Annotated in this window: 23 protein-coding genes and 1 pseudogene; 4 read left to right on the top strand and 20 right to left on the bottom strand. The window is 42.1% G+C overall.

Annotated elements, in window-relative coordinates:
• The first annotated feature begins 213 nt into the window (after positions 1–213).
• Complete coding sequence (locus MHB82_RS07780; RefSeq protein WP_341174340.1) at positions 214–1821, top strand: response regulator transcription factor; 1608 nt, start codon at positions 214–216, stop codon at positions 1819–1821.
• Between the two features lie 289 nt (positions 1822–2110).
• The gene (locus tag MHB82_RS07775) at positions 2111–3790 is read left to right on the top strand and encodes an ABC transporter substrate-binding protein (RefSeq protein WP_110757432.1); all 1680 of its coding nucleotides are present in this window, start codon (positions 2111–2113) and stop codon (positions 3788–3790) included.
• Positions 3791–3941: 151 nt separating this feature from the next.
• On the opposite strand, the gene MHB82_RS07770 is transcribed toward MHB82_RS07775, so the two are convergent.
• The 9 genes from MHB82_RS07770 to MHB82_RS07730 form a co-directional block, all read right to left on the bottom strand.
• Positions 3942–4211, bottom strand: coding sequence for a hypothetical protein (locus MHB82_RS07770; RefSeq protein WP_341174339.1), 270 nt, complete (start codon positions 4209–4211; stop codon positions 3942–3944).
• 392 nt (positions 4212–4603) lie between these two features.
• Positions 4604–5323: a metallophosphoesterase family protein gene (locus tag MHB82_RS07765; protein ID WP_341174338.1), complete on the bottom strand. Its 720-nt coding sequence runs from the start codon at positions 5321–5323 to the stop codon at positions 4604–4606.
• A 26-nt stretch (positions 5324–5349) separates the two neighbouring features.
• Positions 5350–5871: a phosphotransferase-like protein gene (locus tag MHB82_RS07760; protein ID WP_341174337.1), complete on the bottom strand. Its 522-nt coding sequence runs from the start codon at positions 5869–5871 to the stop codon at positions 5350–5352.
• A 162-nt stretch (positions 5872–6033) separates the two neighbouring features.
• Entirely contained in the window at positions 6034–6627 is a 594-nt protein-coding gene (locus tag MHB82_RS07755; protein ID WP_341174336.1) for a hypothetical protein, read from the bottom strand.
• A gap of 214 nt (positions 6628–6841) precedes the next feature.
• Positions 6842–7384, bottom strand: coding sequence for a GrpB family protein (locus tag MHB82_RS07750; RefSeq protein WP_095360444.1), 543 nt, complete (start codon positions 7382–7384; stop codon positions 6842–6844).
• A 226-nt stretch (positions 7385–7610) separates the two neighbouring features.
• Positions 7611–8264 (bottom strand): lysozyme inhibitor LprI family protein, encoded by a 654-nt coding sequence (locus MHB82_RS07745; RefSeq protein WP_341174335.1) that lies wholly within the window; start codon positions 8262–8264, stop codon positions 7611–7613.
• Between the two features lie 153 nt (positions 8265–8417).
• Positions 8418–8843, bottom strand: coding sequence for a hypothetical protein (locus MHB82_RS07740; protein ID WP_341174334.1), 426 nt, complete (start codon positions 8841–8843; stop codon positions 8418–8420).
• A gap of 183 nt (positions 8844–9026) precedes the next feature.
• Complete coding sequence (locus tag MHB82_RS07735; RefSeq protein WP_341174333.1) at positions 9027–9560, bottom strand: GNAT family N-acetyltransferase; 534 nt, start codon at positions 9558–9560, stop codon at positions 9027–9029.
• Between the two features lie 130 nt (positions 9561–9690).
• Positions 9691–10065 carry a pentapeptide repeat-containing protein gene (locus MHB82_RS07730; protein ID WP_341174332.1) on the bottom strand — a complete coding sequence of 125 codons (375 nt, stop codon included), beginning with the start codon at positions 10063–10065 and terminating at the stop codon, positions 9691–9693.
• A gap of 1051 nt (positions 10066–11116) precedes the next feature.
• Between MHB82_RS07730 and MHB82_RS07725 the strand changes: the two genes are divergently transcribed.
• Entirely contained in the window at positions 11117–11392 is a 276-nt protein-coding gene (locus tag MHB82_RS07725; protein ID WP_095360449.1) for a hypothetical protein, read from the top strand.
• 87 nt (positions 11393–11479) lie between these two features.
• Here MHB82_RS07725 and MHB82_RS07720 read toward each other — a convergent pair whose 3' ends face one another.
• The 10 genes from MHB82_RS07720 to MHB82_RS07675 all read right to left on the bottom strand — a co-directional run bounded on the left by MHB82_RS07720 (position 11480) and on the right by MHB82_RS07675 (position 23739).
• Entirely contained in the window at positions 11480–12316 is an 837-nt protein-coding gene (locus MHB82_RS07720; protein ID WP_095289351.1) for a carbohydrate ABC transporter permease, read from the bottom strand.
• A gap of 17 nt (positions 12317–12333) precedes the next feature.
• A complete protein-coding gene (locus MHB82_RS07715; RefSeq protein WP_110757450.1) occupies positions 12334–13269 on the bottom strand; it encodes a carbohydrate ABC transporter permease in 936 nt (311 codons plus the stop codon).
• Between the two features lie 72 nt (positions 13270–13341).
• A complete protein-coding gene (locus MHB82_RS07710; RefSeq protein WP_341174331.1) occupies positions 13342–14643 on the bottom strand; it encodes an ABC transporter substrate-binding protein in 1302 nt (433 codons plus the stop codon).
• 527 nt (positions 14644–15170) lie between these two features.
• Complete coding sequence (locus MHB82_RS07705; protein ID WP_341174330.1) at positions 15171–16295, bottom strand: GntR family transcriptional regulator; 1125 nt, start codon at positions 16293–16295, stop codon at positions 15171–15173.
• Between the two features lie 182 nt (positions 16296–16477).
• A complete protein-coding gene (locus MHB82_RS07700; protein ID WP_341174329.1) occupies positions 16478–18028 on the bottom strand; it encodes a hydantoinase/oxoprolinase family protein in 1551 nt (516 codons plus the stop codon).
• The gene (locus MHB82_RS07695) at positions 18021–19124 is read right to left on the bottom strand and encodes a DUF917 domain-containing protein (protein WP_095360453.1); all 1104 of its coding nucleotides are present in this window, start codon (positions 19122–19124) and stop codon (positions 18021–18023) included. Before MHB82_RS07695 ends, MHB82_RS07700 begins: the two co-directional genes overlap by 8 nt.
• A complete protein-coding gene (locus MHB82_RS07690; protein WP_341174328.1) occupies positions 19125–20390 on the bottom strand; it encodes a cytosine permease in 1266 nt (421 codons plus the stop codon).
• Positions 20391–20520: 130 nt separating this feature from the next.
• A complete protein-coding gene (locus tag MHB82_RS07685; RefSeq protein ID WP_445671224.1) occupies positions 20521–22050 on the bottom strand; it encodes a PucR family transcriptional regulator in 1530 nt (509 codons plus the stop codon).
• Positions 22051–22410: 360 nt separating this feature from the next.
• Complete coding sequence (locus MHB82_RS07680; RefSeq protein ID WP_341174327.1) at positions 22411–23163, bottom strand: nucleotidyltransferase domain-containing protein; 753 nt, start codon at positions 23161–23163, stop codon at positions 22411–22413.
• 192 nt (positions 23164–23355) lie between these two features.
• Complete coding sequence (locus MHB82_RS07675) at positions 23356–23739, bottom strand: nuclear transport factor 2 family protein (protein ID WP_341174326.1); 384 nt, start codon at positions 23737–23739, stop codon at positions 23356–23358.
• 716 nt (positions 23740–24455) lie between these two features.
• On the opposite strand from MHB82_RS07675, the gene MHB82_RS07670 reads away from it, so the two are divergent.
• Positions 24456–25163: a CAP domain-containing protein gene (locus tag MHB82_RS07670; RefSeq protein WP_341174325.1), complete on the top strand. Its 708-nt coding sequence runs from the start codon at positions 24456–24458 to the stop codon at positions 25161–25163.
• 182 nt (positions 25164–25345) lie between these two features.
• Here MHB82_RS07670 and MHB82_RS07665 read toward each other — a convergent pair.
• Positions 25346–25447 (bottom strand): annotated as a pseudogene (locus tag MHB82_RS07665) (IS30 family transposase); the annotation flags it as partial.
• Between the last annotated feature and the right edge of the window lie 74 nt (positions 25448–25521).

Raw genomic sequence — 25521 nt, 5'->3', positions numbered from 1 at the left:
TTGAGCCATTTCATTTGAAACGAAATATCTACACGTGAACGTAGAGGACAGAAAAAACCTGAAGAAGCGAAGCGTTCGCCTTTATCCCCAGATTTTCACCTTTATAAAGTATTCATAAAAAATCCGGGGGTAACAGCGATCGGAAGGTTGTTCTGTCATCGGAGTGGCAAGTGTAAATATGCCTTAGTTCAATCAACAAGGAGACGATACAATATGCAGATGATCATCGTAGACGACGAAGCACACTGGGTCGATAACCTGTCCATGACCAAGCCCTGGCACACCCTGGGGATCGAACAGGTTCACAGGGCGTACTCCGCGCATGAAGCCTTACAACTGATCGACACCCACCCCATCGATATCGTGATCTCGGACATTCAGATGCCGGAAATGACAGGTATTGAACTAATTGAACGCATCCGGATCCGGGACAAAAAAATAAAATGCATTCTATTATCGGGTTATTCCGAATTCGATTACGCCAAAAAAGCCATCCAGTACGAAGCCGTGGACTACCTGCTCAAACCGCCGACAGACGATGAATTAATGGGCGCCGTGCAGAAGGCCATCGATCAATTAAACATTGAATGGGAGCTCGTCAGTTCACTGAGTCGGACCCAGTTTACTTTACGAGAGAACCTGCCACACTTGCGTGGACGACTGCTTTTGAAGGCATTGCAGGGGCACCGGTTTTCATCCGGCGAATGGGAGCGAAAACTCACCAATTACGATCTGCCCTTTCACGCCGGGGACGCCGCACTCATGCTCGTTCGGTTGGATGAAGAATTCGGACACTATGACAGCCACGATCAGACCCTGATCGAGTATGCCATCATCAACATGGCGGAGGAAATTATGGGTGAGTTTATGCACGTGTGGGGTGTGAAGGAGGAACACGGATATGTAGTGTTTTTGCTGCAGCTGAAGGAACGAAATGACGATATTGGAAAAGAGACCATTCTGGAGAAGCTGTCCATTCAGCTTCAATCCAAAGTAAAACAGTTTCTGAAAGGCTCCCTCTCCATTGTCATGACCGAGTGGTTTACCTTTCCGGACCAGCTCTACGTTCGCTTCCGTCAGGCCTCCGCGTATTTCCGGCAGATCGTTGGGGACGAGCGCGAATTCGTCATGCGCGTCAGTGATGTGGAGACACCTTCAGCTCAAGGTCCGCTGGACGTGCTGTACACCCCGCCCACCTTCATCCATCTGCTGGAGAGCGGACAATGGGATGCTGCTGAGGAGAAAATACTCGCCGTCTGCGCAGAGCTGGATGAGAAATGGTCGGAATCGTGGGAGCATTGCATGGAGGCTGGTTTTCTCATTACCGCTTCGTTCACTAACCTCGCCCACCGAAACAAGCTGACCCTGACGAGCCTCATGGGCAGCGATATTGAGTATCTTCAGAGCGGAGAGGCCTTCTCTACCATCGGCAAATTACGGAAATGGTCACTTGGCGTCCTCGCCAAGCTCAAGGAAGGCACGTCCAACGAGGTCAAGGATATCCGGTCCGAGTATGTGAAGAAGGTTCAGGAGTTTACGGACAAGAATCTGCATCTGGATGTGTCTTTGCGTGTGCTCGCCGATCATGTCAATCTGCATCCGACCCATCTGTCCAAGATTTACAAGATCGAAACGGGCGAAGGCATCAGTGAATATATCTCGCGCCTGCGCATGGATCGGGCCTGCCACAAGCTGGTCACGACCACCAAAAAAGTATATGAAATCAGCATGGAGATTGGCTATATGGACCCGGCGTATTTTATCAAAGTGTTCAAGCGTCAGTTCGGCGTTACCCCGCAGGAATATAGAGACCAACATTAAACAGCATATAGAGGTTGTTCAAAAAGTCCGCTTTTGATTACGAATCATGCCTAACGGCATCATCAGCATCGAATATGGAATTCAGCCGAAATGTCCGTTGCTCACGTAGCTTCCTACGCTCCGCTACTCCATTTCTAGCTTTATCCCATCTTCTCGGTACTGAAAACCGATCTTTTTGAACTTTCACTAATAGAGTCCTATCGAAACTAACAAACTCATATAGATGCCCTCCCGCCTGAATTGGTACAGTTACACTTGTAAAGATCATACACCGTAGGGGGATTGAACAATGATCAAATTCAAAACATGGTGGTCCTTGCTCATGGTCATCGCACTCATCACCATCACTGCGTGCGGCAGTGGCGATTCAGCCAGCGAGAATGGTACAGACGATACGCCGGCGACGGTCGGCTCAGCTGAAGCTGAAGCTGCTTTTGCCAAAGGAAAATATGATCCACCCATCGAATTCAGTTCGGTTCGTATGCCGAAGAAATACGTACAAGGTGACACCAAAGAAAACAACGTACACGATCGCTGGATGCTCGAAACGCTGGGCATGAAGCATAAGGATTCGTGGTATCCTGCCAATGACGATCAATACAGACAGAAGCTGCAGCTGGCCATTGCTTCAGGCGAGAAATTGCCTGATTTCGTATCCGTTCCAACGAACGCAGTACTCACCAATCAGCTGATCGACTCCGGTCAATTCATCCCCATCGATGAACTGTTCGACAAGTACGCCAACAAAATACTGAAAGACCACGCTGCAGCGCATCCCGAGCTGTGGTACCCGTTCACCAAGGATGGCAAGAGATACAACATGCCGATCCTGGAGTACACCGATAACGATGATACCCTGCTCTGGCTCAGAGAAGACTGGATGGAGAAGCTGAACCTCGAAGCACCTAAGACCATCGCAGATCTTGAGAATATCATGGATAAATTCAAAAACGAGAACCCGGACGGCCTGTCTCCGGATAAAGTATTCCCACTGGCAATCTCGCTGAAAAATAACACCAACACCTGGATGGGCTCGCTCGATTGGTTGTTCGGCGCTTACGGCACGATCCAGGAACAATGGAACAAAGATGCAAACGGCAATCTGGAGTACGGCTCCATTAATCCCGGTGCCAAGCAAGCCCTTGCCAAACTGAATGAATGGATGAACAAAGGGTATATCCATACCGACTCCGCGCTGTGGGACGAAGGCAAGTCTGCTGAAAGCTGGACTGCTGGTACGGCTGGTATCCTGCCTGGCGCAAACTGGGTACCCGACTGGCCTGCACCTGACCTGCTCAAGAACGTACCTGGCGCAAAATACAAAGCCTACCCTATTCCGGCTGGTCCAGACGGCAAGATCGGTACGAAGTGGCAGAACTCTGGCGTCAACGCCAGCATCATGATCAATAAGGATGCCAAGCATCCCGAAGCGATTTTCCTGTACTATAACTACCTGCTCGATAACCTGGCCAACCCGGCTGCAGGCAGTGAATACGAATACGGCTTTGCCAAAGGATATGACTGGGATATCGTAGACGGTCAACCGACCAGTGACAAAGAGAAGATCAAAGACTTCTCCAACGAGTTCCCGTTCCTGACTGGTCCGGCTCGTATTCCGGATCTGTACATGAAAACCCTCGTGAAGCTGGCTGACGGCGAGAAGCCCGAAACCCCATACGAGAAACAAATGGCCGAGTTCCGCAAACCTGAAAACTGGGCCGCTGCCAAAGTCGTGATGTCGCAGCTGGACATTCGTAAACAAAACTACTTCACCGGCGCAGCCACACCAACGATGGTCTCCAAATGGAACCTGCTCCGCCAGTCCGAGATGGAAACCTTCAACAAAATCATCTACGGCAAACTGCCGATCGATGCCTTTGACCAATTCGTCGCCAACTGGAAATCCAACGGCGGAGATCAGATCACACAAGAAGTGAATGATTGGTTTAAGTCGGTAAGTGCGAAGTAAGATTGGGTTAGAGTTTAGTTAAAAGAAAAACAAACAAAAACAAGCCGAAGCGTGTAATTCTGTCGCTTCGGCTTGTTTTATTCGTTCAAGATTAGGATGCTACCCTTTGTTTATGAGAACCTTTGAGTGGTTTTAAGAAGGATACCCATTTCTATTGTTCGGTCAACTCATACCACGTCTCGTACCCCTCAAAGTTTGTATCTGAGTGGTCACTGGCGTCGGATGTCTTGAAATACCTAGCATAATACGCATGTTCAATTGTCTTTTTATTCTTATCCGTATTGATATCCAGATAGATATTGGATATTTCCAACCCCCATTTGACACTGCGAGCAATTTCGTTGATGTTATCTACAGTTGAAAATTCATCCAGTTCCGTAAGAATGAACTCCAGTTCCTCTTTACTCGGCTCCTCACTCATATCTATTCTGCAAGAAAGGTTTGGACGAGTAAATGTAAATTGGACTCTTTCGATTGTCGGAGACAGTTCTTTCAAGTTTTTTATTAATTCTTTGGTTGCATCGGTGTTGATTCTGTATGTAGTACTGCAACCTGTTGCAAATAGAAGGAAACAAATTAAGAGTACGATCCATTTATTCATTTCGCACCTTCTCAAAGATTTCATACAACGTTCTTGTACTGACAACGCTCAAGCGACTTATGCGACAGAGGGAGCGAACACGCTGCTCAGCCGATATGGATGTGCCCGATGAGCTGCTTCCCTGCCAATCGTTTCCCGTGGACCGAGGATCCATTAGGCTCCGATGTGTGGATATGATTTTAGTATATGTCTCCTGCAATCCAGATTAACTTTCAACAGTTCTTTACCTGTTCCGTTGTATACAATCCTTCTTGGAAAATTAAACAATTCAACTGCATTCCATATGCACACCCGCCATCAATTCCTATCTTGTCAACACTAAACCAAATATCTGATGTGCCATGGATATCCATCGTTCGTGTATGTCCAAAGATAACTTTTTTGTTTAGATTCTCAAAAGTATGTCGAATGAATTCATCTTTAATATACATAAAATCATGCTCTGGCTGGTTCTTCCAGTCCATAACACTGGGGTTCAACCCCGCATGAACATAAATGTGATTATGGTCTTCGTGATATAAAGGTAGTTTACTTAAAAAATCGATGTGATGACCATAAGAAGTCTTCATTGTAGCCTTTACTTGATTAAATATCTCATTAGACATTTCGCTATCCATGATATTCATATCACAATAACTTTGAAGGGTTGGTATTCCCCCATGTTCGATAAATTTAGATCTAATCAATTCGCTATCATTATTTATTAAATCAACCAATCGTTGGTCATGATTACCTCGTAAAGCAATGGCATGATGAACAGTTACTAACTCGATTACTTTGTCAACTACTGCTTTACTATTAGGCCCTCTATCTACATAATCCCCGAGCAAAATCAACTGATCATCTATCGAATTAAATTCGATCAGATGCAGCATTTGATTCAATGGATCAATACATCCATGAATATCGCTAATCATAATTGTTCGCTTCATAGAGGCTCCTAACTGTAATTTTATGATTATTTGTTATTTTGAAATAAGGATGTAATAATAATTTCCGCACATTCTTCTGGCGAATTTAAACTTGTATCAACTGAGCAGCTATAGCAAATGTTTTGCGACATTATTTTGTTTTGCTCATCAGATTGATCTTCCCTTCTGTCACCACGTTCTACATTTCTCTTACGACAGATATCCAAAGGACAATACACTTCAACAATATCCAAAGGATACCCATTAAAAACTTCTATGACCTTATCGTAATGTGGCTTTAACTCAGGTCTTTCAACAAGTATCCCATCGATTAAGATATTCTTTCCACGATCCGAAAATAATGTTGCTGTGTGATACATCATAATTATGGCTTCACTTAGATGCTTCCAGTAATTATCTTGTAGGTGTTTATCACCAATCGTATTTTCAAAAAGATCATTGGCCACTACATAAAAAAACGGTTCAGAGTAAGTTTGCATAGCTTCTACTATTGAGGTTTTACCTGAACTTGTTACACCATTCAAAAATATAATTCTCCCTTTTTCCATATTTCTCATCTTCCTTTGCATCGGTTATTTTATAGATTCGGGGCCGGATAACTGTATGTATTCACCAACCCGAAAATTTTATGGCAGCTACAGCCGATCCGCAGGTGAATATAACGATAGCTGCTGTTTCTGCCTTCTTAGAAATACTAATAATTACAATTCCTAAAAAAACCACTCATACATTCTATCTTTCATTTTATTAGCTGTAGCTTGATCTCTTCGATAAATCCAATCAAAGAGCGGCTTATCAATAAAATCTTTCAAGTCATATTGGGATTGCTCAAGACAAGATAAAATTTCTTCAAACTTAAAATCAATATGGAAAACGTCCGATCTATCATTAGAATCTGGATCATCAGACCAGACGAATGCCATGTTATCCTTATAAGTTATTTCCGGTAAAGGATCATGTCCAAGCCATGGACTCTCTCTATTAAGAATAGAATTATAAATCTCCTTAAATTGTTCTAGACCACAACAACAACTTGGCATAATATATTTTTCTTCACTTTCATAAAAAGCAACACCACCCAAAATAGCTACAGATTCATTCGCAAATAGTTCATTAAAAGTATCTTCCATTGATTGATCTATATTTGTATTGCTATATCCAAATAAATGTATTAAAAAGAGTTCCACTTCAGAAGATGTGCACTTGCCCGAGAGCGTAAGATAATCTGAACGATGCACATCATTATCAAACCACTTTGGACAAGCATAATAAGGTTCTCTAATAACCGGTTTTGTATAAGACATCTCTGAATGTACACCTCTAAATAGGTAGTTTAGGGAATTTAGCTAACGTTTATTTTATCTACGAACCAAAGAGGTTTAAGAAGCGACAGACTTAGCCCCGTAGGGTGGTAAGATGAATCCGCTTCTCTGGTTACCTCAGCTTGCAAATCAACGGCCGAATGGAATGCAGCGAAGAAGCTTTGTTATCAGATGTAACCGTCTACCTGAAATACACTTAAATATCTTGATATTCATTCATTATTCTCGTAATAAATTCTGTCTTTCCAGCACTATAGGCTTGGCGATTGTTTCTGTATTTATTTGCTAGTTGGAATTTTAAATTCGCATACTCAGATACTAATAAGGGATGCTTTCTTAGTATATTTCTGAACATTATATGTCTTTTCAATTCTTCACTTTCCCTATTGCATACGTATAGATGATGTTCGTGCTTCTCATTGCCTTCACTAGTGTAGGGTACATAAACGTCCCTTCTTGCAAATGCTTCTCTGTTTTTAATCCCCAAATCACCTTCATGAATATATCCCAATTCTTCTAGCTTTTTGATTACCTGTGGTAGGCAGTCCATAGATTCAATTACTACATCTATATCAATAATTGGTTTGGCTGAAAGACTCGGGATTGATGTACTTCCAACATGTTCAATTTCTAATACCAGACCATTTAATTTGTTGGAAATAACCGATTCTATTATATTGAACGATCTTGGCCATTCATTATTGTATCCTTCAATAATTACTGGTTTTTGAATCTTCATTGGATGCTCCTTGCGTAATTATTATTTACGAAGATTTCTGATAGTGTTCTTGTATTCTCGAAACGACCCAGTTATAGATAATCTTATCTTCGGCTGGGTCGTATGTTATCTGACTGTTCTTCCATGATTATACATCTAAAAACCAAAGGGTGGTATCCAGCAGCTTGAATACAGAGATATACGCCGTTACTGCATTCGAAGCATCACCTAAAAACCTTTTTCAACTTTATTTTTTATTTTGGTAAACAAACTCAACTTCACTATCTAGTAAATATCGATATTCCAATAATTGCATTGTTCTTTCTCTAATTCTCTCCCTTATAGAAGTTGTTAGGCTTACCGGTCCTTTTGATCCAAGATAACCATTATAAATAAATGTCTCCTCTACAAATTTTGATTCCCTTAAGTGATACTGCAACCATTCTTTCTGCGATTCAATTAGTGCTTCTCTTGGTTCTCTATCCAACTTAGAAAGAAGCGTTTTATATATTTGATTCAACTCTTTATCCCAAATCTCTGTATATTTGCTTTCAAATGCCCCCCATTCCAATGTTGTAATAATCTCTTTAGAATTTTGAAATTCATTAAATTCCAATTCATAATCATGATCTATAGGGTTACGAAGCATTTCATCATAAAATTCTCCTTTCGAATCAAGCTTTCCAATGCTCATGGGTAATATTTTATTGTTAGCAGGATCTGATCGACCTTCCGTTTTTTCTTTTGATTCTGTTCCATCACCTGTACTCACTACATCAGAAGGCAGTTCTGAATTCATTATTGAATTAGTTTCGCTGTTTAAAGTAGTCGGTTGACTACTATCTTGACAAGATGAACACATTATCGTCATAAAAAATAATAAGAGTATCTTACCTTTCATAAGTTATCTCCTTAAATATTATCTTTAATATTTACAGGTAATTACGCATAACGTTCCTGTATTAACGATTCAGCCAATGCTGAGTATCCGGCGTATGCGAATCAAGAACGACTGTCCGCTGCGTAAACATTATGTTATAAAAAGTAATTCGCATCATTGAACTTCATTCAAAATCTTAATTACTAAAATGGCTTCTTCTTTATATCCTTCAAGATTGTTTAATTTAATCCATTCAGCTTCATTATCTCTGAGTTGATAGAACCTAATAACGACATCTTCTCCTTCAGTTGTAGAACTTAAAATTAAAATAAAGTCCCTTTCTGGATAGCTCAACTTTAAATTCTCTTCCCAATTAGAAATGAGTTTTATTCCAGTTCTTAGGTCGTCTAGATGGTAATGATTAATTGAGGCTTCCAAATCCGTTCGATCATGATAAATGGTTTCTTCAATAGAACCTCTCTCTCTTAAACTTGAAGCATCAATTACAATGCAATTATCCCATACACAAAAATCGGGGTTGAATAGATTCAAACTTATCAATTCGTTTGGCTGAGCTAACCCATTCAATAAATTTCTCATCGCCTTGTTTATTTTCATACTATTCCTACTTTCGAAGTATTACGTATAACGTTCCTGTGTTCATGAAGTCTCACCGACTTAAGGGCAAAGCCTCGGACTTGGCCGGGCGAGGGGCCAATGCCCTGAATCTATAAACTCGTTGTTATGAGATGTCATAACCCCCACGGCAATACATTCACTTTTTTAATTCGTTTTAGTTAATCTTGCTAATACACCGTCAATGTTATCCCATTCATAAATCAATTCATTAAGGACTTTTCCTCCAATTTTAATTTGAACTGATTCACATAAGTGAGCATCATAATACTCATAAAAATAGCGTGCCTTGTTATCTTCTAGAACATTAACAAATATCTTCTGATACCCCAATACATTGGATCGAAAAAATATACTTTTAAGTAGTTCCTTCCCTAACCCAATCCCTCGATATTCTTTGAGTATGTAAATTGAGGTCAAATCACTTGAGTTGGATACCGTATTTGTTTCTCTCTTCCAACAATCTGCAAATCCAATGATTTCCCCTTCTTTATTTTCTGCAACTATCACAAAATTGTCTGTTCTTCCGATATTTTTAATCCATAGTTCAGTTCTTTGTTTATATGATAGATTGGTTAAGAATTCCTCAGGAATAATCCCCTTGTATGTAATTCTCCAACTATCCACATGAACTTTTGCAATTCCTTCGGCATCATTAATGGTAGCTTCTCTGATATGCAACATAATCATCCCCTAAATTTTTTTAGTAAAAATAATTAATATAAAATACAATTAACTGATTTATATTATTTAGAGTGATTTCTCATAGATGATGTTGGACCTTCTTGATTCACTATCACATTAATCTCTCTTATTTTTTCACCATTTCTTTTAAATCTTCAATTGTATTTTCACTTGAGTATTGAGTGTTTTTCAAAAAAATAATTCCTTCTATATTTGCATTCCTAAACACACAAGCATCAATACTATTATTAAAAAATTCCGAATTAGATAAATCTGTTTCACTAAAAATTGAATTTTTAATGTTTGAGTTAATAAACTTAGCACTTCTAAATGAAGAACCAGTAAAATCTAATGACAACATGCATTCTTCAAATATCACTTCACTAAAATTGAAATTTCGAATTTTTCCGTACTCCGTTATTTCGACTCGTTTAAAATGCTTCTCCCCTGAACTAACAAGATCTTTTAATGTTTTGATTGTCATTTCAGTTTCTATTATCATAAATTACTCCTCTAAATTTCACTTTCTCACTTCGCCAAATTTATTCTAATGTTCTTGTATTCACGAAACGGCACAGCCTTAGATAGCTCTTATCTTAGGCAGGGCGTTTGTTGTCTGAGCCCCTTCTATGTTTATACATCTGACAATCGAGGGCAATAGAGCATCCATACGTGAATGCGTTGTTGTAGGATGTCAGCATCTTTATTGAATCGAGCACAATACCAAGAGTTACTCTTTTTTTATTCACCAGTTTTCATCTGCCCTTGAATTCTTCTTGTGATTAGGACAATGAGGTTTAGACCTACAATTAAAAATGAGAATGAATTAATAGTCAGTAATAGCCCTAAATCCATGCTATTTTTATCTTTCTTCAATACATAAACAATTGCTCCAGCAGAAACAATGAATGTTACTCCAAAAAAAAAATGTTATCAGCATTCTTATTCTACTGTTTTTCATTATTCTAAGCCTCTATTCTTTAAGGTTAGGAGTAGCTTTTTCAGCTTTTGCTTTAAATCCTTATGTTGATTTCCTAATAACGTTCCCGTATTCACGACTCGACGCATGTCGAGTGTCCGGCGAATGCCGGGCCAAGGACGAATGTCCGCAGCGTGAATATATTGTTATGTGATGCTCCAGACCTCTTCGAATTTATCCTACTATATTAATCTCTCCAACTTACGCTTGAATGAACTTCAATCTCTTGTAACAAGAACTCCTCGAATGTATAAAATAACTTAATAGCTGATGCCGGGTTTTCCATTCCTTCGTACCAAAGAAATACAGGTGGATTCTCGCCCATATTGACATCAAAAAATCTAATTTCATACCCTTGGTGCATTGAAAAGACAAATGAAGTACTACGAATTCACCCATTTCCTGCGTAGGAGCCAATATATGAAATTCGCGTAATGTTCCCATATATATTATTAGACGAAGAGAGGGCTAATCCTCCATCTCCGACAGGTTGCTTCTTATAAGTCGGTCCAGAGGTTTACATTTATATCAAATCCACAAACTATCGTTCCATCTGCCCGCGGGCCTCATTGTTATGCAGAATGCATTGGTACGCAAAAAGGCAGCTTCTGCTTTACATGTCGCTGCCTTTTTGCTTATTAACTTTTTTCCAACGGACCTATCAATCGTTATCTACATAAAAATCGCGGTCGCCGATTTGGATATCCTGCGAATTCAGATTTCCATCTTTCCCCGAATGGACGAAGAATACGAACCGCTCAGTTTTGCCGTCCGCAAATTTGAGCGTAATCGTATTTCCGAAAATGCTGTATGTTCCCGCGCCGCTTATGACCCACACCCTTACATTTAATCAAATTCAGCATCCCGTCTCTGCCTTGGTCCGTCCTAACCTCCCTTGGGTTCCGCATCGTTGGAGCTTAATTCATTTAAATGATGTTCAACCTTTTATACCGCTAAATGTAATGCCGCTAATAAACGTCTTTTGAAGAAAAAAGAACAAAACGATAATAGGTAATGTCATCAAGGTGGATACGGCCATTAATAGACCCCATTCCGATCCTTTTTGACTCTGAAATTGCTGCAATCCGAGCGAAACCGTGTAAGATGGTTCATTGGTTAAATAGAGCAAGGGACCCATGAAATCAGTCCAGCTCCCCATAAATTGAAACAATGCCACGGCTAATACGGCGGATTTGGCTAGTGGAAACATGATCTGTAAATATATGCGGAACTCACTAGCGCCGTCTAAGCGGGCCGCTTCGCGCAGGGCATCAGGCAGTCCCATGAAAAACTGCCGTAACAGAAAAATGTAAATGGGCACTCCAAAAAATTGGGGTACAATCAGTGGAAGAGGTGTCCCTACCCAACCTAATTTAGTAAACAACAGGAATAGAGGAATCATTGTCACCTGTCCGGGAATCATCATAACAGCAAGGGTAACAAAGAAAAGTATACCTCTCCCACGGTACTCTAACTTGGCAAAACTATATGCAACCAAGGGACAGGATATGATCACACCAAGCGTACTAACGATAGTTATAATCGCCGTGTTTTTCAGATATGTCCAGAAAGGGATATACTCAACAGCACGGGAATAATTACTCCACAGAATTGGACGCGGAATCCACTCTGGTGGGAATGTAAAGATTTGTGTGAGTGGTTTAAGAGAAGTCGAAAGCAGCCAAATGAACGGAATCATGAAAAATGCAGAAGCAACAATTAGACATACATAGGCTAACGCACGATTGATTCTTTTGATAGCGGTAGGATTCATCCCTTACTTCCTCCTCCTTATTTCCCCTGATAATGAACCCAGCGTTTAGACGTAATAAAAATAATTCCGGTTAATGCCATAACGATAATAAATAGGATCCAGGCCATTGCGGAGGCATAACCCATTTTGAAATACCTAAATCCGTTCTCATATAAATACATGACGTAGAAAGTCATGGAATTTGCAGGAGTTCCTTGCCCTTTGGTCAACGTATAGGGAAGAGTAAACTGTTGGAATGCACCAATCATTCCCATGACAAGGTTGTAGAAAATAACGGGAGTGAGCAAAGGCAGGGTTACCTTTCTCGTTTTCTGAAACCAGTTAGCTCCATCGATTTGCGCCGCTTCATAGTACTCCTCAGGGATGTCTCCTAATCCAGCAAGGTAGATAACAACAGCTTGCCCAATACCCCAAAGCGACATCAGAATGAGAGAGGGCTTGGACCACGACTCACCACCAAGCCAAGCGGGCCCATCGATACCGATATTCGCTAACATCCCGTTCACCAATCCGAAGTTTGGATGTAACAGCCACATCCACAGAACAGCCAGAGCTACTTGTGGCACGAGAGTAGGTAAGAAAAAGATCGTTCTGAATACAGCCATACCCTTGACCTTCATATTCAACATCATAGCGAGTGCCACACCGAAAAATATACTTAATGGAACAAAAAATACCGTAAAATAAATCGTGTTGTATATGGATTTCCAAAACAGAGGATCATGGAAAAGATCTCTATAATTATTCATTCCGACAAATTCACCAGGCTGCAGAATGCTGTAAGTAGTGAAGCTGAAGTAGATGGACATTAGCATGGGAATTGCATAAAAGCATAGCAGCCCTATAGCCCAAGGTGAAGCAAACAGCCACCCAATCACGTTAGTTCTGTGGAGTGCTCGTTTCCTTGCCGATGGAATTGCTTTTACTTGAACTGGATCGGCCAGTTTCGCCATGTACATTCTCCTTCCAATTGTCATTCATGAATAGGCAAGGAGAGAGAGTTCGCTCCCTGCCTACCGAGCACCCTATTTGTCGTATTTTTCTAGAGCCTTATTAACAGTCTCTGTTACTCTATCCAGGTTCTCTTTCGGAGTACCGTTACCGCGGGTAGCCTTTTCCGTTGCGGAAGCTAACTCATTCCACAGCAGTTGTCCTTCAGGAATAACCGGGCGGTTATGTGAATTGGGCAAAATATTGATAAATTCCTTCATAATCGGATCGTCCTTGTAACCGTATTTGTCGTTAACCGAATCGATAACCGAAATTTGAGAGTCAGCGTTTAATAACGTTTGCCCCTCTTCTTTCCCTAAGAATTCGAGGAATTTCCAAGCAGCTGCGATGTTCTTGGCGCCTTTAGGGATAATAGCGGACCCGCCTCCCGACCATGTCGTAAAATTAGTACCTGTTGGGGTCGGTATTGGTGCAACACCGTAGTTTAAATCCGGCTTAAATTTTTCGATACCCTTCACCGTAAAGTTCCCACTTATCTTCATGCTGACTTGACCGGAAATGAACGGATCCATTTCCTCCGTACCCGCTGCACTTGTGAATCCGGCGATATCCTCGACATTGTATTTTTTGCCGAAGTCGGTCATCCATTGTAATGCTTCAACGACTTTAGGATCATTTGCGGTAATTTTGCCGGTGGCAGCATCCTGGAATTCTCCTCCAAATGCCCATCCCCAAGTATACAGCCAGCCTTGCGAATACCATGGGATGAACCCGATCCGTTTGAAACGTTTACCTTCCTTGATGGTTAACTTATCGGCGGCCGCTTCAAGCTCGGCGATCGTTTGTGGTGGTTTGTTGGGATCCAACCCTACTTCTTTGAAATGATCCTTATTGTAAAATAGCAGGCGAGAGTCCGTATCCATCGGCATTGCATAAAGCTTTCCTTGATAACTGGACTCCTCCCATGCAAATGGATAATACATTTCCTTACGTATTCCGGATTCTGCTGCCATCGAGGATAAGTCAGTCAGAGAACCTTGCGCAGCCCAAGTACCGACCTTAAACCGATCGAAAAGTGCAACGTCAGGAGGATTACCGCCTGCGACTGCAGTCAGCAGCTTCTGATCGGATCCCTCGTTGGATTCTGTATAAACCAAATTCATTTTGATCGTAGGGTTTTTCTCTTCAAATGCCTTCACGACTTTATTCATATTATCTAAATCAATGGAGGTAAGACCATGCCACATCGTAACCGTTGTAATCCCCTCTCCGGCCTGATCGCTAGAGCCTCCCTTCGTTGAACAAGCCGTTACAAGTAGTAACATAACCAGAAAGCAAACAAGAATTGGAAATGCGAATTTTTTGGATCTCCTCATTCAAAGTCCCCCTTAGTTAAATGAATTCGTTTAACTTGAATTCCTATAGGATCCACTTCATTTTCTAATCATCCACACTTATGTAAGCGCTAACAACTCTGGTGATATGAACTATTAAAATCAGAAAATGATGAACACCGTGAATTTGTTATAGGAACCCACTAGTTATACTAAGTATATTAATATGACATTATAAAACATGTCAATTGCAATATTACGACATCACTATTCATGATGTATGGCTATAATTTAGATATAGAAATCGACGTTTCAAGGTTGGTTAATCTCCGGTCCCCTAACCAATTCCCTGATGTGAAACATGCTTTACCATAAGAAAATCGCCTATCTATCGATATACTTCATAGAAGACAGACCGCGTCTAAAAGGGATTTTTCTTGCGATATCAGGCCAGGAAGGTCCCTGCTTTGAAGTTTATATGTCTGATATCAAAAAAAGTGCCGATAAGCCCCTTGGGACTTCTCGACACTTTGAACAATTGCTTTGGTTTAGCTGCCCTTATATAAACCTTACCCGTTATTTTTCACGACCATACGATGTTTAATAATGTTCAGCTCGGGAACTGCTGTTCCATGCAATTGAGAGATTAACATATCCACTGCCAATTCACCCATCTGCTTCTCATCCTGCTTAATATGAGTGAAGATGGGTTGACCCAGGTGATCGTTCAGGGAGTCGAAACAAACAATCTCGAATTCCTCCAGAGATTTCCCCATCGAGTGGATGACTTGAGCCAGCATGGTAGCTATTAGGAATTCCGATGCGACAAACGCCTTTACATCAGGGTGTTGTTCCAAAAAATGCTTTACTATTTCTTTATCATTTTCAATCGCTGTTCCATTTATGTTCTTGGGAAGGGTGCCCATCAAGTTCGTCAATACATAATTTTTGTTCAAATTCATTCCTTCCTGGGTGAAGGCAAATGTATATCCGAGCAGCCTTTCCTCTAATGTTGAAGTGTTCTCTTCCGGCGGAGATAAAAAGGCAATTTTTTTATGACCTCTGCTAATCAGATGACGCGTAAGATCCATGGCTGCTTTCTTATTGTCTGTATATACCGAACAAACCGGAATTCCTTTTAGATATCTATCGGCCAAAACAATTGGAAACCGATCTAATACAAGTCGAAGCAGTTCAGAATTATAGTGTTGACCATGAATGGGGGTCACGATTAATCCTTTGATGCCTAAACCAATAAATAAGTCAATCGCACGTTTTTCCTCATCCCGATCCCCCCAGGTTCGCTTGATAATGAGTTGATAATTATGCTCAGCACTCCGCTTTTCCATCGATCTAAGAAGTTGTAAACCAAACTCGTCAGAAAAATTCGGTATAATAAACCCGATCAACTGCTTATCATCCTCAGGAACCAAGGTCGTTCTTACCTCTGAATAGTGCTTCGGTTCTTGTCCTCCAATGATACCATCGGCCACAAATGAACCCTTCCCTTGTATCCGTTTAATAACCCCAGAATCTGCCAATTTCTCCAGAGCCTTTTTAGATGTAATACGACTGACGCCAAATTGTTCAGCCAACTCTTTTTCAGAAGAGACACGGTCTCCTTCTTTTAATCGACCGTCTTTGATCTCTTGTACAATATAGACATATATCTGCTCGTATAAATGCAATTCCACAAGACCACCCTGACATCATAATATTAATATACTAAGTATATTACACCAGAAGTAATTCGCAAAGTTATCAAATAGTCTCTTCACCTGCTTCACTGCTCAGGCTTTTCCACTCATCAACTGCACCTCGTCGATCACAAAAAAGAGCCCCACACAAGTTATATCAACTCATGTGAAGCCCTCTTTTACTTCATGTTTCCTACGACTTTCACTCGAAGTCTTGTCGCATTTCCCGGATGATAAGCGAGCGGGGTTTCTTCCACTTCCACGAGCTCAACCGTCGCCGGATCGGCGCCAGCAAGTACCGCCTGTTTCACGGCTTTTTCCCGAGCATCTCTTAATGCTGCCTCACGGGGCTCTGTAGAATAGATGTAAATCTGCTCATATTGGCCGCTGATTTGGGCAATACACGCACCAATGGCATTAGCCACGCCCCCGTTCTCAGGCTTAATCATATGGGATACCCCGCGAATGGTGTCCGGAATCACGACACTGCCGCCGCCTACCAACACAAGCTCAACATCACCTGAAGATGTCTTCATTTTATCAATGGTCTGTTCGATGATGGCTGCAATTTCGTCCTGCACCTGTTTAGCAAAGTCTTCATCCAGATGCGCTACCAGGCTCTGATCCCCTACATCTGCAAGACCCAGCCGAACGGCAATGTCCGTAGTCGTGAGCGTATTCCCGCCAAAGACAAGTGCCTCTTGTCCGATCCTGTATCCTACGCTGTCCGGGCCAACTGTAATTTTGCCATTCTCCGAGCGCACGATGCTTCCGCCGCCCAGTCCCACTGAGATAATATCCGGCATGCGGAAATTCGTGCGGATATCGCCAACCTCGACAGCAACCGACGATTCCCTCGGGAAGCCGTCCTGCAAAACGCCGATGTCCGAAGTCGTGCCGCCCACGTCAAGAACCATCGTATCTTTGATTTTTGCCAAATAAGAGGCACCGCGTATGCTGTTCGTAGGTCCACAGGCAATGGTCAGGATCGGAAACTGTTTAGCGTAATCTACTGACATTAAGGTACCGTCATTTTGGCATAATAACACCGCAGCATCCAATATACCTTCTTCTTCTAATGCCTTCACAAACCCTTCGGTTGTCGTTTCAATGACCTTGCACAGTGCCGCATTGAGGATGGTCGCATTTTCCCGTTCGATTAAACCAACCGAACCAATCAATGAAGAACAGGAAACAGGAAATTCGGGTCCATACATTTGATGGATGAGATCGCGAACGTGGAACTCCTGGTCATTTTTAAGGGATGAAAATACGCCGATGACCGCTATGGATTCAATACTACCGCGCCACTCCTCCAGAATAGCTGTGATTTCGCCTTCATCGACTTCTCCAAGCAATTGACCATCATATTCGTATCCACCCTGTACGAGAGCATATTTACCCGAAAGTTTCTGAACCATATCCTCAGGCCAGGACGTGTACGGAGCAACGGAAGCCGTTGCCGGGTACCCCAGACGAATGACACCGACTTGGGCTAGCTTTTTCCGTTCAACAATGGCATTGGTGCATTGTGTTGTGCCTAACATGGCATGTGTGATTTGATTTTTATCAATATTCGCCCCCTGCAGCAGCTGCTGGAGCGAGGTTTCAATCCCTGTGCGAATATCCAAGGTTGTTGGGGATTTCACCGCATGGATCAACTGATGATCCTCGTTCAAAATGATGGCATCTGTGTTGGTGCCGCCTACATCGATCCCGATTCTATACATTCTCAGCCACCGCCTTTTTCACCATTTCCTCAAGTGGTACATAATCGTAATCATAGCCGAAGTATCTTGGACCTGCGGTTTGGATTCCCTTATCCGTTCTCCACTTTTCATGAGCGGGCAATCCAATAACCCGTACGCGTTTACCGTATTTCAGGCTCTCTGTGGTCACAGGCAGCAAGGTTTCGAAATCAACCAGACAGATCAAATCGGGCGTCATCGCTATCACCTGACCGTTCTTTTCAGCAATCAGGTTTTCATTTTGAAAATGAACCTTCATCTCCCCGGCTTTAAACGCCTCGATGCCTTCAAGATGCATGCAGCCTAGATTAAATCCACCCTTGGTTTCACGGATGACATCCACAATTTTTCCTTGGAATAGCTCATAGCCGGATACCCGTTTCAATAGTTCCTGAAGCTTGTCCTTGGCATCTCGATTCTTCGATGTAATGATTGCTCCGATCTGTTCGGACAGGGTTACGATGTGATGAACGCCACTCTGCTTCATTTGTGCACCCGTTGCCGGATACAGGCTGACTAAAGAGCTGGCCCCCATTTCGACTGTAGCTACCCTGGCGAGCCGTTCTGTCCATTTGTTGTCAATGGTCTCAAAGATGCCAATATTCCCTTTCTCATCCGTTATGGCCATCGGTGTCGCTGGAATGCCGTCCAGGTTAAACGTCACCATCTGGAGCTCCGGGAACGCCCGGCCCATACCGTCACAGTCGATCAGAGGCAATCCTAGCTGTGCCGCAACAACAATAGGAATCATGGAATTGACGCCCCCCGCTTCCATCGGAAACGTACCCGCAATCTTGTCTTTTCCTAAATAATTCGCTAATTTCTGAAAAACCTTCACAAACTCGTCCCCGCGAGGGAATTTCTCCACTAATACGGAAGGCGCCCCCATCATCGCAGCTGGAATGAAAAAGTCCTCATCCCCAATCTCGTCCACGGAATATAGTTTGACTGGTCCAAACTTCTTAATGGCCGAGAGAGCCATCAATTTTCCGATATAAGGGTCTCCCCCTCCACCTGTTCCCAGAAATGCTGCTCCGACGGCAATATGTTCAACAGCTGTTTCATCTAAATATCTCATTTATGATTCCTCCAATATAACAGTCTTCTGAGCAAACAAACGATAGCCGATATAATATATGACAAAAGAAATGACAATTCCGGTCAACGGCTGATTGGGTACCTGCGGCAGGCTTGGGAACAAGGATAACACGACAGGCGTGCAGGCTATGATCGCGCCCACTAGCCATGAGACAACGCCCAACACGTTCACACCCTCAACCTCTTGCCAGCGACTCTTATCCCCTTTGCCAAGCACCCAATACGAAGCAATCATCACGCCTGCCACCGGCGGAATCATAGCCGACAGAATGGACATGATGGGAGTAAAATAGTTAAGTATGCCAACGACAGCCAGTACGGTCCCAAGGGTTCCCGCAATACCGACAGCCCACTTCTCTTTCTCCTTGGAAACGTTGAACACGTTAATTAAGGCAAAACCACCTGAAATCACATTCACAAGGTTCGTTTTCCATGTAGCCAAGATCAAAATCACACCGCCAACAAACGGCGTCATGATGCTCAAAAAGGTTGCTGTGATATCGCTGGCTTGGTAAGCAATCGTCAGGACGGCTCCTGCACCAATCATCAGCAAGCCTGCCGGAACAATCCCGAATAGAGCGGCTTTCAGGACATCAGACCGTTTTCTCGAAAATTGCGAATAATCTCCCGCGATGACCGCCCCCAGCGCAAATGAACCTAGGGTTACGGCCAGTCCGTCGGTAAAATTCATAACGGCCGCAGGCTTATAATTTTGGATGATCTGCAGAGAGTCCCCAGTCAATGCTTCGATCAGACCGTACACGCTGATTCCGATCAATAAAGGCACAGCAATATAACTGATCACCCGCAGCACTTTAACGCCGTACATGGCCGAAACGACCATCACGAGACCGCAGATGAGTGATGCCAGCGGTACAGGAATATTGATACCGATCTCGGCTAGCAGATTGGCCAAAGCTTCCCCGCATACATTCGCCTGGATCCCGAACCATCCAAGACACGCAATAGCGAGGATAATGGACAGAATCGTTCGAGACCCTGTTTTGCCAAACACCTGACCTGCGACCTGAACCGTCGGCCTTCCCAAATCCGTACTTTGAATCCCCTGCAAAATCATGAGCAGCACAATAATGGAGTAACCTACTAACGTGACAAGTAATACCTTCGATAGTCCCATGCCAGCAATCAGCGCATTCCCTACCAACAAACTCGGGATGCTGATGACTGCGCCAGCCCAGATGATCCCGAGACTGAACCAGGATTGATGCTCTTTAACGGCTTTCATGTGATCCCCCCCAATCCTGTTCGTTCGAATATTGTTTTCTTATTGTAAAAGATGAAGTAGGTCAGCGTCTTTTTCAGAAAACAAAAAAAAATCCGATGTTTTTGTCTTATTGGACAAAACATCGGAACTTTTAGTCATGAATGAGACGATAGACCATGCAGGCGATATAAACATCGTACGATTCGGAATTGATGGTCACATCATACCCTATGAGCTCGCAAATTTTTTTAATGCGATATTTCACCGTATTTTTGTGGACGAACAACAGCTTGCTGCAATCATCGATATTCCCCTTCGCATCCAGCAGAAAAGTCATCAGGGTTTTCAACGCGTCAGGGTCGTCCATAATTGGCTCCATGACGGACAAGCATTCTTCTGTGATTTCTTCCCCTTGCTTACTGAGGTCTATGGCTCGTTTCATAGAACGAACTTCAGCCGCGGTGTACAATTTGCGGTGATGATAAATGCGGTGAACTTCTTTAGAGACTCCGTTAACGAGCTGATACATTCGGCGTACGTCCTGTGTGTTACGCATTCTCGGAGAATACACGATGCTTGATATGTCAGCAATGAGACTCGTCGTTTCGATATATTCCGCTGCGATTTCATACTCATTGTATTTAGAGGAACAATTCCCTAGCAACACGACAACGCAGTGATCGATCGTTTGAATGACCGCGGTTTTATAATATTGCAGGAGATGCGCTTTTAAGTCTTCCCTTACCCTTCTTTCCTCCGACAGATCCCGAACGTACACGAGCCACATCATTTGAATCCCGGAAACGTCAATATGGAGCAAACTGGCCAATCTGCGCATTTTTTCGCTTTCATCATTCACGATGGCTTTAACCAAAGCGTACTCGCTGACCTCGTTATGCTTATCTCCCCACAAATTGATGGCCACCTGCACCACTTCGCTGATTTGATCCATCGTCTTCGGAGGCAGCTTCGTATTCTCTTTGATGAGAAACAGGTAAAGGACCTCCCCATTTTTTTGATGAACACGTTTGTATTCAACAAAGCAGGACGAATCCAGCTCATCTTCTCCCAGTCTGCCGTTCAAAATAGAAGGCGCCATGGACCGGATCAGACTCGTTACATCAAGCGATGAATTGCGCGGCCACATGACACGATTGATGATATCCAGGTTGCTGTTTGTCAGAACGATGTTCGCTTTCATCCGGTCCGACAGCAGTTTAAGGGTAATTTCCACGCTCCGCAAATGTTCCGGCAGCAGCGAGACCTTTTCCAGTGATTCATTTACGAAATGCTCATTCACCTTCTGATTGCTTACGATTGCCTCCATGGCTTCATAAATGACTTCATTATACCTAAGCGAGTAATCGTTTCTCGGCATGCAAATGATAATAAAATTCAGTGATTCTGCCAGCTCAAGCACTTCAGCTGCAATATCCGGCAATACAATGCCAACATAGTACAAAATCAATCCCATTTCACCAAGGTCATGCAAGTATTGAACTGTCTGACATTGCTGCTCCACGCTGTCCTTAATGGAATAAAAAGAGCTGATGACCAGCTCTTCAGCATACCATTCCTCTTGAACGGTTTGAATAATTTGCGAAAAGAAATTGACATCCGCCACTTCCAACACAGATAAAGAGGAAACGGTCTGATGAAGCCTGCTTGTTCCAGTGAGCACCTGAGCTCCTCTAAATGAAGGAAGCTGCAGTAAATCTTTAACGGTTACCCCAATTCAACCACCACTTTTTTGTTCAATTCATGCTGCTATGTTTCAATCTGTACGTAATCTGTATCTATAATAGACCATTTCAACCAGAAGGAGTTTCTCTTCGTAAAAGCTTGTTAAAACCAGGCTATGATGCACGGCATAACGAAGCAGCCTAAGATAGCTCTCATTATATATTAGTATAACCCTCGCTATGATAAGTAACCAAGTGAGTTCGTGGCCAACTATGAAATTTATTGCATACTCGGCTTAGTCCACTTAGATGCTGAGTCGAGTATCGATCCGTACTGACATCGCAATTTTTAAACTGCTTTATGATTTTCTCATTGCATTTAAAGCGTTCTCAAAATAGCTATATACTTCATCTGCAATTCCCAGAAACTCTTCAACAAGTACATCACTATCCAAGTAACAAGCATACAGATACTCAACTAAAGCGGAGTCAATCTCGCAATACTTTATTATGGCATTCTTCATCTCAACAATGTCATCTTGCCATACACCTGTATCTACTATAACCAAAGAGTATAATGCACGAATTAATCTCTTCGAATACCCTTTAATATATCTAGTTTTCAGCGTGTCATCACTAGCAGTAGAAAGTGAACGACGTATACGATCTACTTCTTCCTTGGTCTCTATATTTAAGTCTAGAATAAACTCTGGAGAAATAATGATCGGTGGTACTTTTTCACCAATGTCATCACCATATAGGCAAACACAAATGATCTTAACCCAAAAACCCCACTCATTCGGTTTACTTAATACATCGTCAATCGAGCAAATGATCGTATCAATCTTAGTGATGAATGGATATTCTTTCAAAAGCCTGTCTTTAATATTTGTCAATTTTTCGTAATCAATATCTTTGGGATTTGCACAGACTATAGTAAAGTCCGCATCTGACTTAAAAGGTGTAGCAGTTCCTTTGGGAATTGAGCCACACATATAAACGCTATGAATCTTACCTTTGAATTCGGTAAGGATCTGATCTATATACTTATCAACCAAATCCTTATATTCACTTTGTATTTCAATTCTATCTATAACTTTTTCTAGTATCATATTGACTCCTCCTAAATTAAGAACTTCTTTCGGCTAACGTTCCCGCATTCATTGACGCTTGGCTTATGCCAAGTATGTCCGGCAGCCTCTGCTTCCCTGAAATGCTTCTGTCGGACCGAGGGCGTATGCTCGATGCATAAATATATTGTTATCTGAATTCAGGGTAATCTATGAATAACTTTCTATAATGTTTCAACTATGATCTTCAATCAGTATTAACTTCTTATCTTTTATTTGAAATATTGATTTCCCTTGTAGTTTTAATGTTTCTCCTGCCTTCATTCCATTAGGGAGATCACTGGACAATATTCCCTCATAATCAATGTCAACCTCTGCTTTATCTCCTGCGAAAATAATGTTCTTTATTACTTGACGCCTTTGAGAAAATACTTGAATTGACTGCTCTGCTAATGTTCGAAATTCCTGAATCCCCTTTGTTTCCGAATTCACTTCACCTTTAGAGATGTTTCGAAAATGAATATTTTCATTCAAAACTCCTATCATTCCATCAATGTTAAACGTGTTATATGCGCTCAGGTATTTTTCAATAAGATCTTTTAAATTTGAGTTCTCCAAGTCGAATCACACTCCTAGATTTTGATATTACATATTTGTCCTGATTTCAGATAACGTTGCTGTATTCACGAATCCGAGAGGGTTAAAGGAGCGTAGCGACTGGGTCCGTCAGACTTGCCTCTCAGTGGTTGTCGCCTGAGTCCGCTCTTATCTTAGGCTGGGGCGTTTGTTGACTGAGATTTCTTCCATGATTATACATCTGTCAATCAAGGGGCGATAGCCCCACAGCTTGAATACTGTGTTAAGCGCAGTTTCTGACTTCATCGAATTATCAAATACTAGCTTTCAGTTTGTTTTATATGATGCAGCATATGGTTTATACTCTATAAAATTGTCTATCCCACCAACGGAGGCGTTTAGTTAAGCAGGACTTCGAAAAGTACACTGTATCTCGCGGCAATAATGAATGAGTGAAATTAGTTTGAATAGATTCTCCCAATTATCCATCGAAATACTCCAATCATCAGGAATCCCATTGAAATAGATAACATTCATCCCGTGATGCATTTATGATCCGATATGGCCTTCTTTATCCATAACCATTCGCAACACGCTTTGCTTTCCTCGAGACACAAAAAAAGACAAGGCGATCTAAATGGTATCGATCATAAAAAAGTACTGGATAAGGAGAGAACCATATTAGGAATAAGTAAATGGCATACAGGAAAACATAAATCCGGGAACTTCATTAACTAACGGATCTAGGAGGTTGGCAAATGGCAAAGTTTTTCGTTTTAACAATATTATTATTGGTGGCAGGCTGTTCGTCCCATAACAATATGATGCAAAAACAAGTGACTCCTGAGCAAAAACAAATTTCAATTCATGATCATGCTGCTGCACCAAACTCTGTCCTCACAAAGGCATCATCAACAGCTACATCTTGGCAAGAGAAATCTATTACAACAAAAGAAGCCCAAAATGGAATTCCATTGGATTTGTTGGATCTGATTCGAACACCGGATGGAAATCCAGTAAATCAGGCACCTGCAGGAAATCCTGAAAATAAGGAGCCAACAGGACAAGTACAGGAAGGTAAAAAAAATACTACGGATAAAACAGATTTTGAGCAGCAGGTTCTGGATCTGGTCAATCAAGAAAGGGCCAAAACGGGATTAAGTTCCTTGAGTAGGGATGAAGAATTGTCAAATGTGGCTATGGTCAAGGCACAGGACATGTACAACCACAGTTACTTTGATCATAATTCGCCAACACATGGATCCCCCTTCGATATGATGAAGGAATTCGGGATCACATATAATACCGCTGGAGAAAACATCGCAAAAGGGCAAACCACCCCTACCCAGGTTATGAAGGAGTGGATGAATAGCCCTGGTCACAAAGCAAATATACTGAATAATAGTTATACTCATATCGGTATTGCTTATTATAACAACACATGGGTCCAGGAATTTACTGGATAGCGCCTTTCATCTCCCAACAATAAAATATCAAAAACCCGCAATTTATGTCGGGTTTTTGATACTTACAGATCCTGCATACGCCACCAGTTGTTTTGTTTCCTCGAACCAGATAAAATTGTAAGTATTATCCACCTTCATCTTATTTGCATTAATTTCACCTACCATTTTTATGTGGTTGATTCTCAAACCAAGTGCGACAGTTCCTCTGTGAAAGATTCGTGAGCGGTTTTCCAGCCCAGACATTTCCGAGGGCAATGGTTGATTAAATGAAGCGAACGCTCCAATGTTGGCTCGAAAGGAGCCGCTGCTTGAATATTTTGTTATAAGATGTGGGTGTCTTCTTCGATTAACTTTCAAA

This window comes from Paenibacillus sp. FSL K6-2862, assembly GCF_038005125.1.
Classification (GTDB): Bacteria; Bacillota; Bacilli; order Paenibacillales; family Paenibacillaceae; genus Paenibacillus; species Paenibacillus illinoisensis_A.
This window is presented reverse-complemented; position numbering and strand designations above follow the sequence as displayed.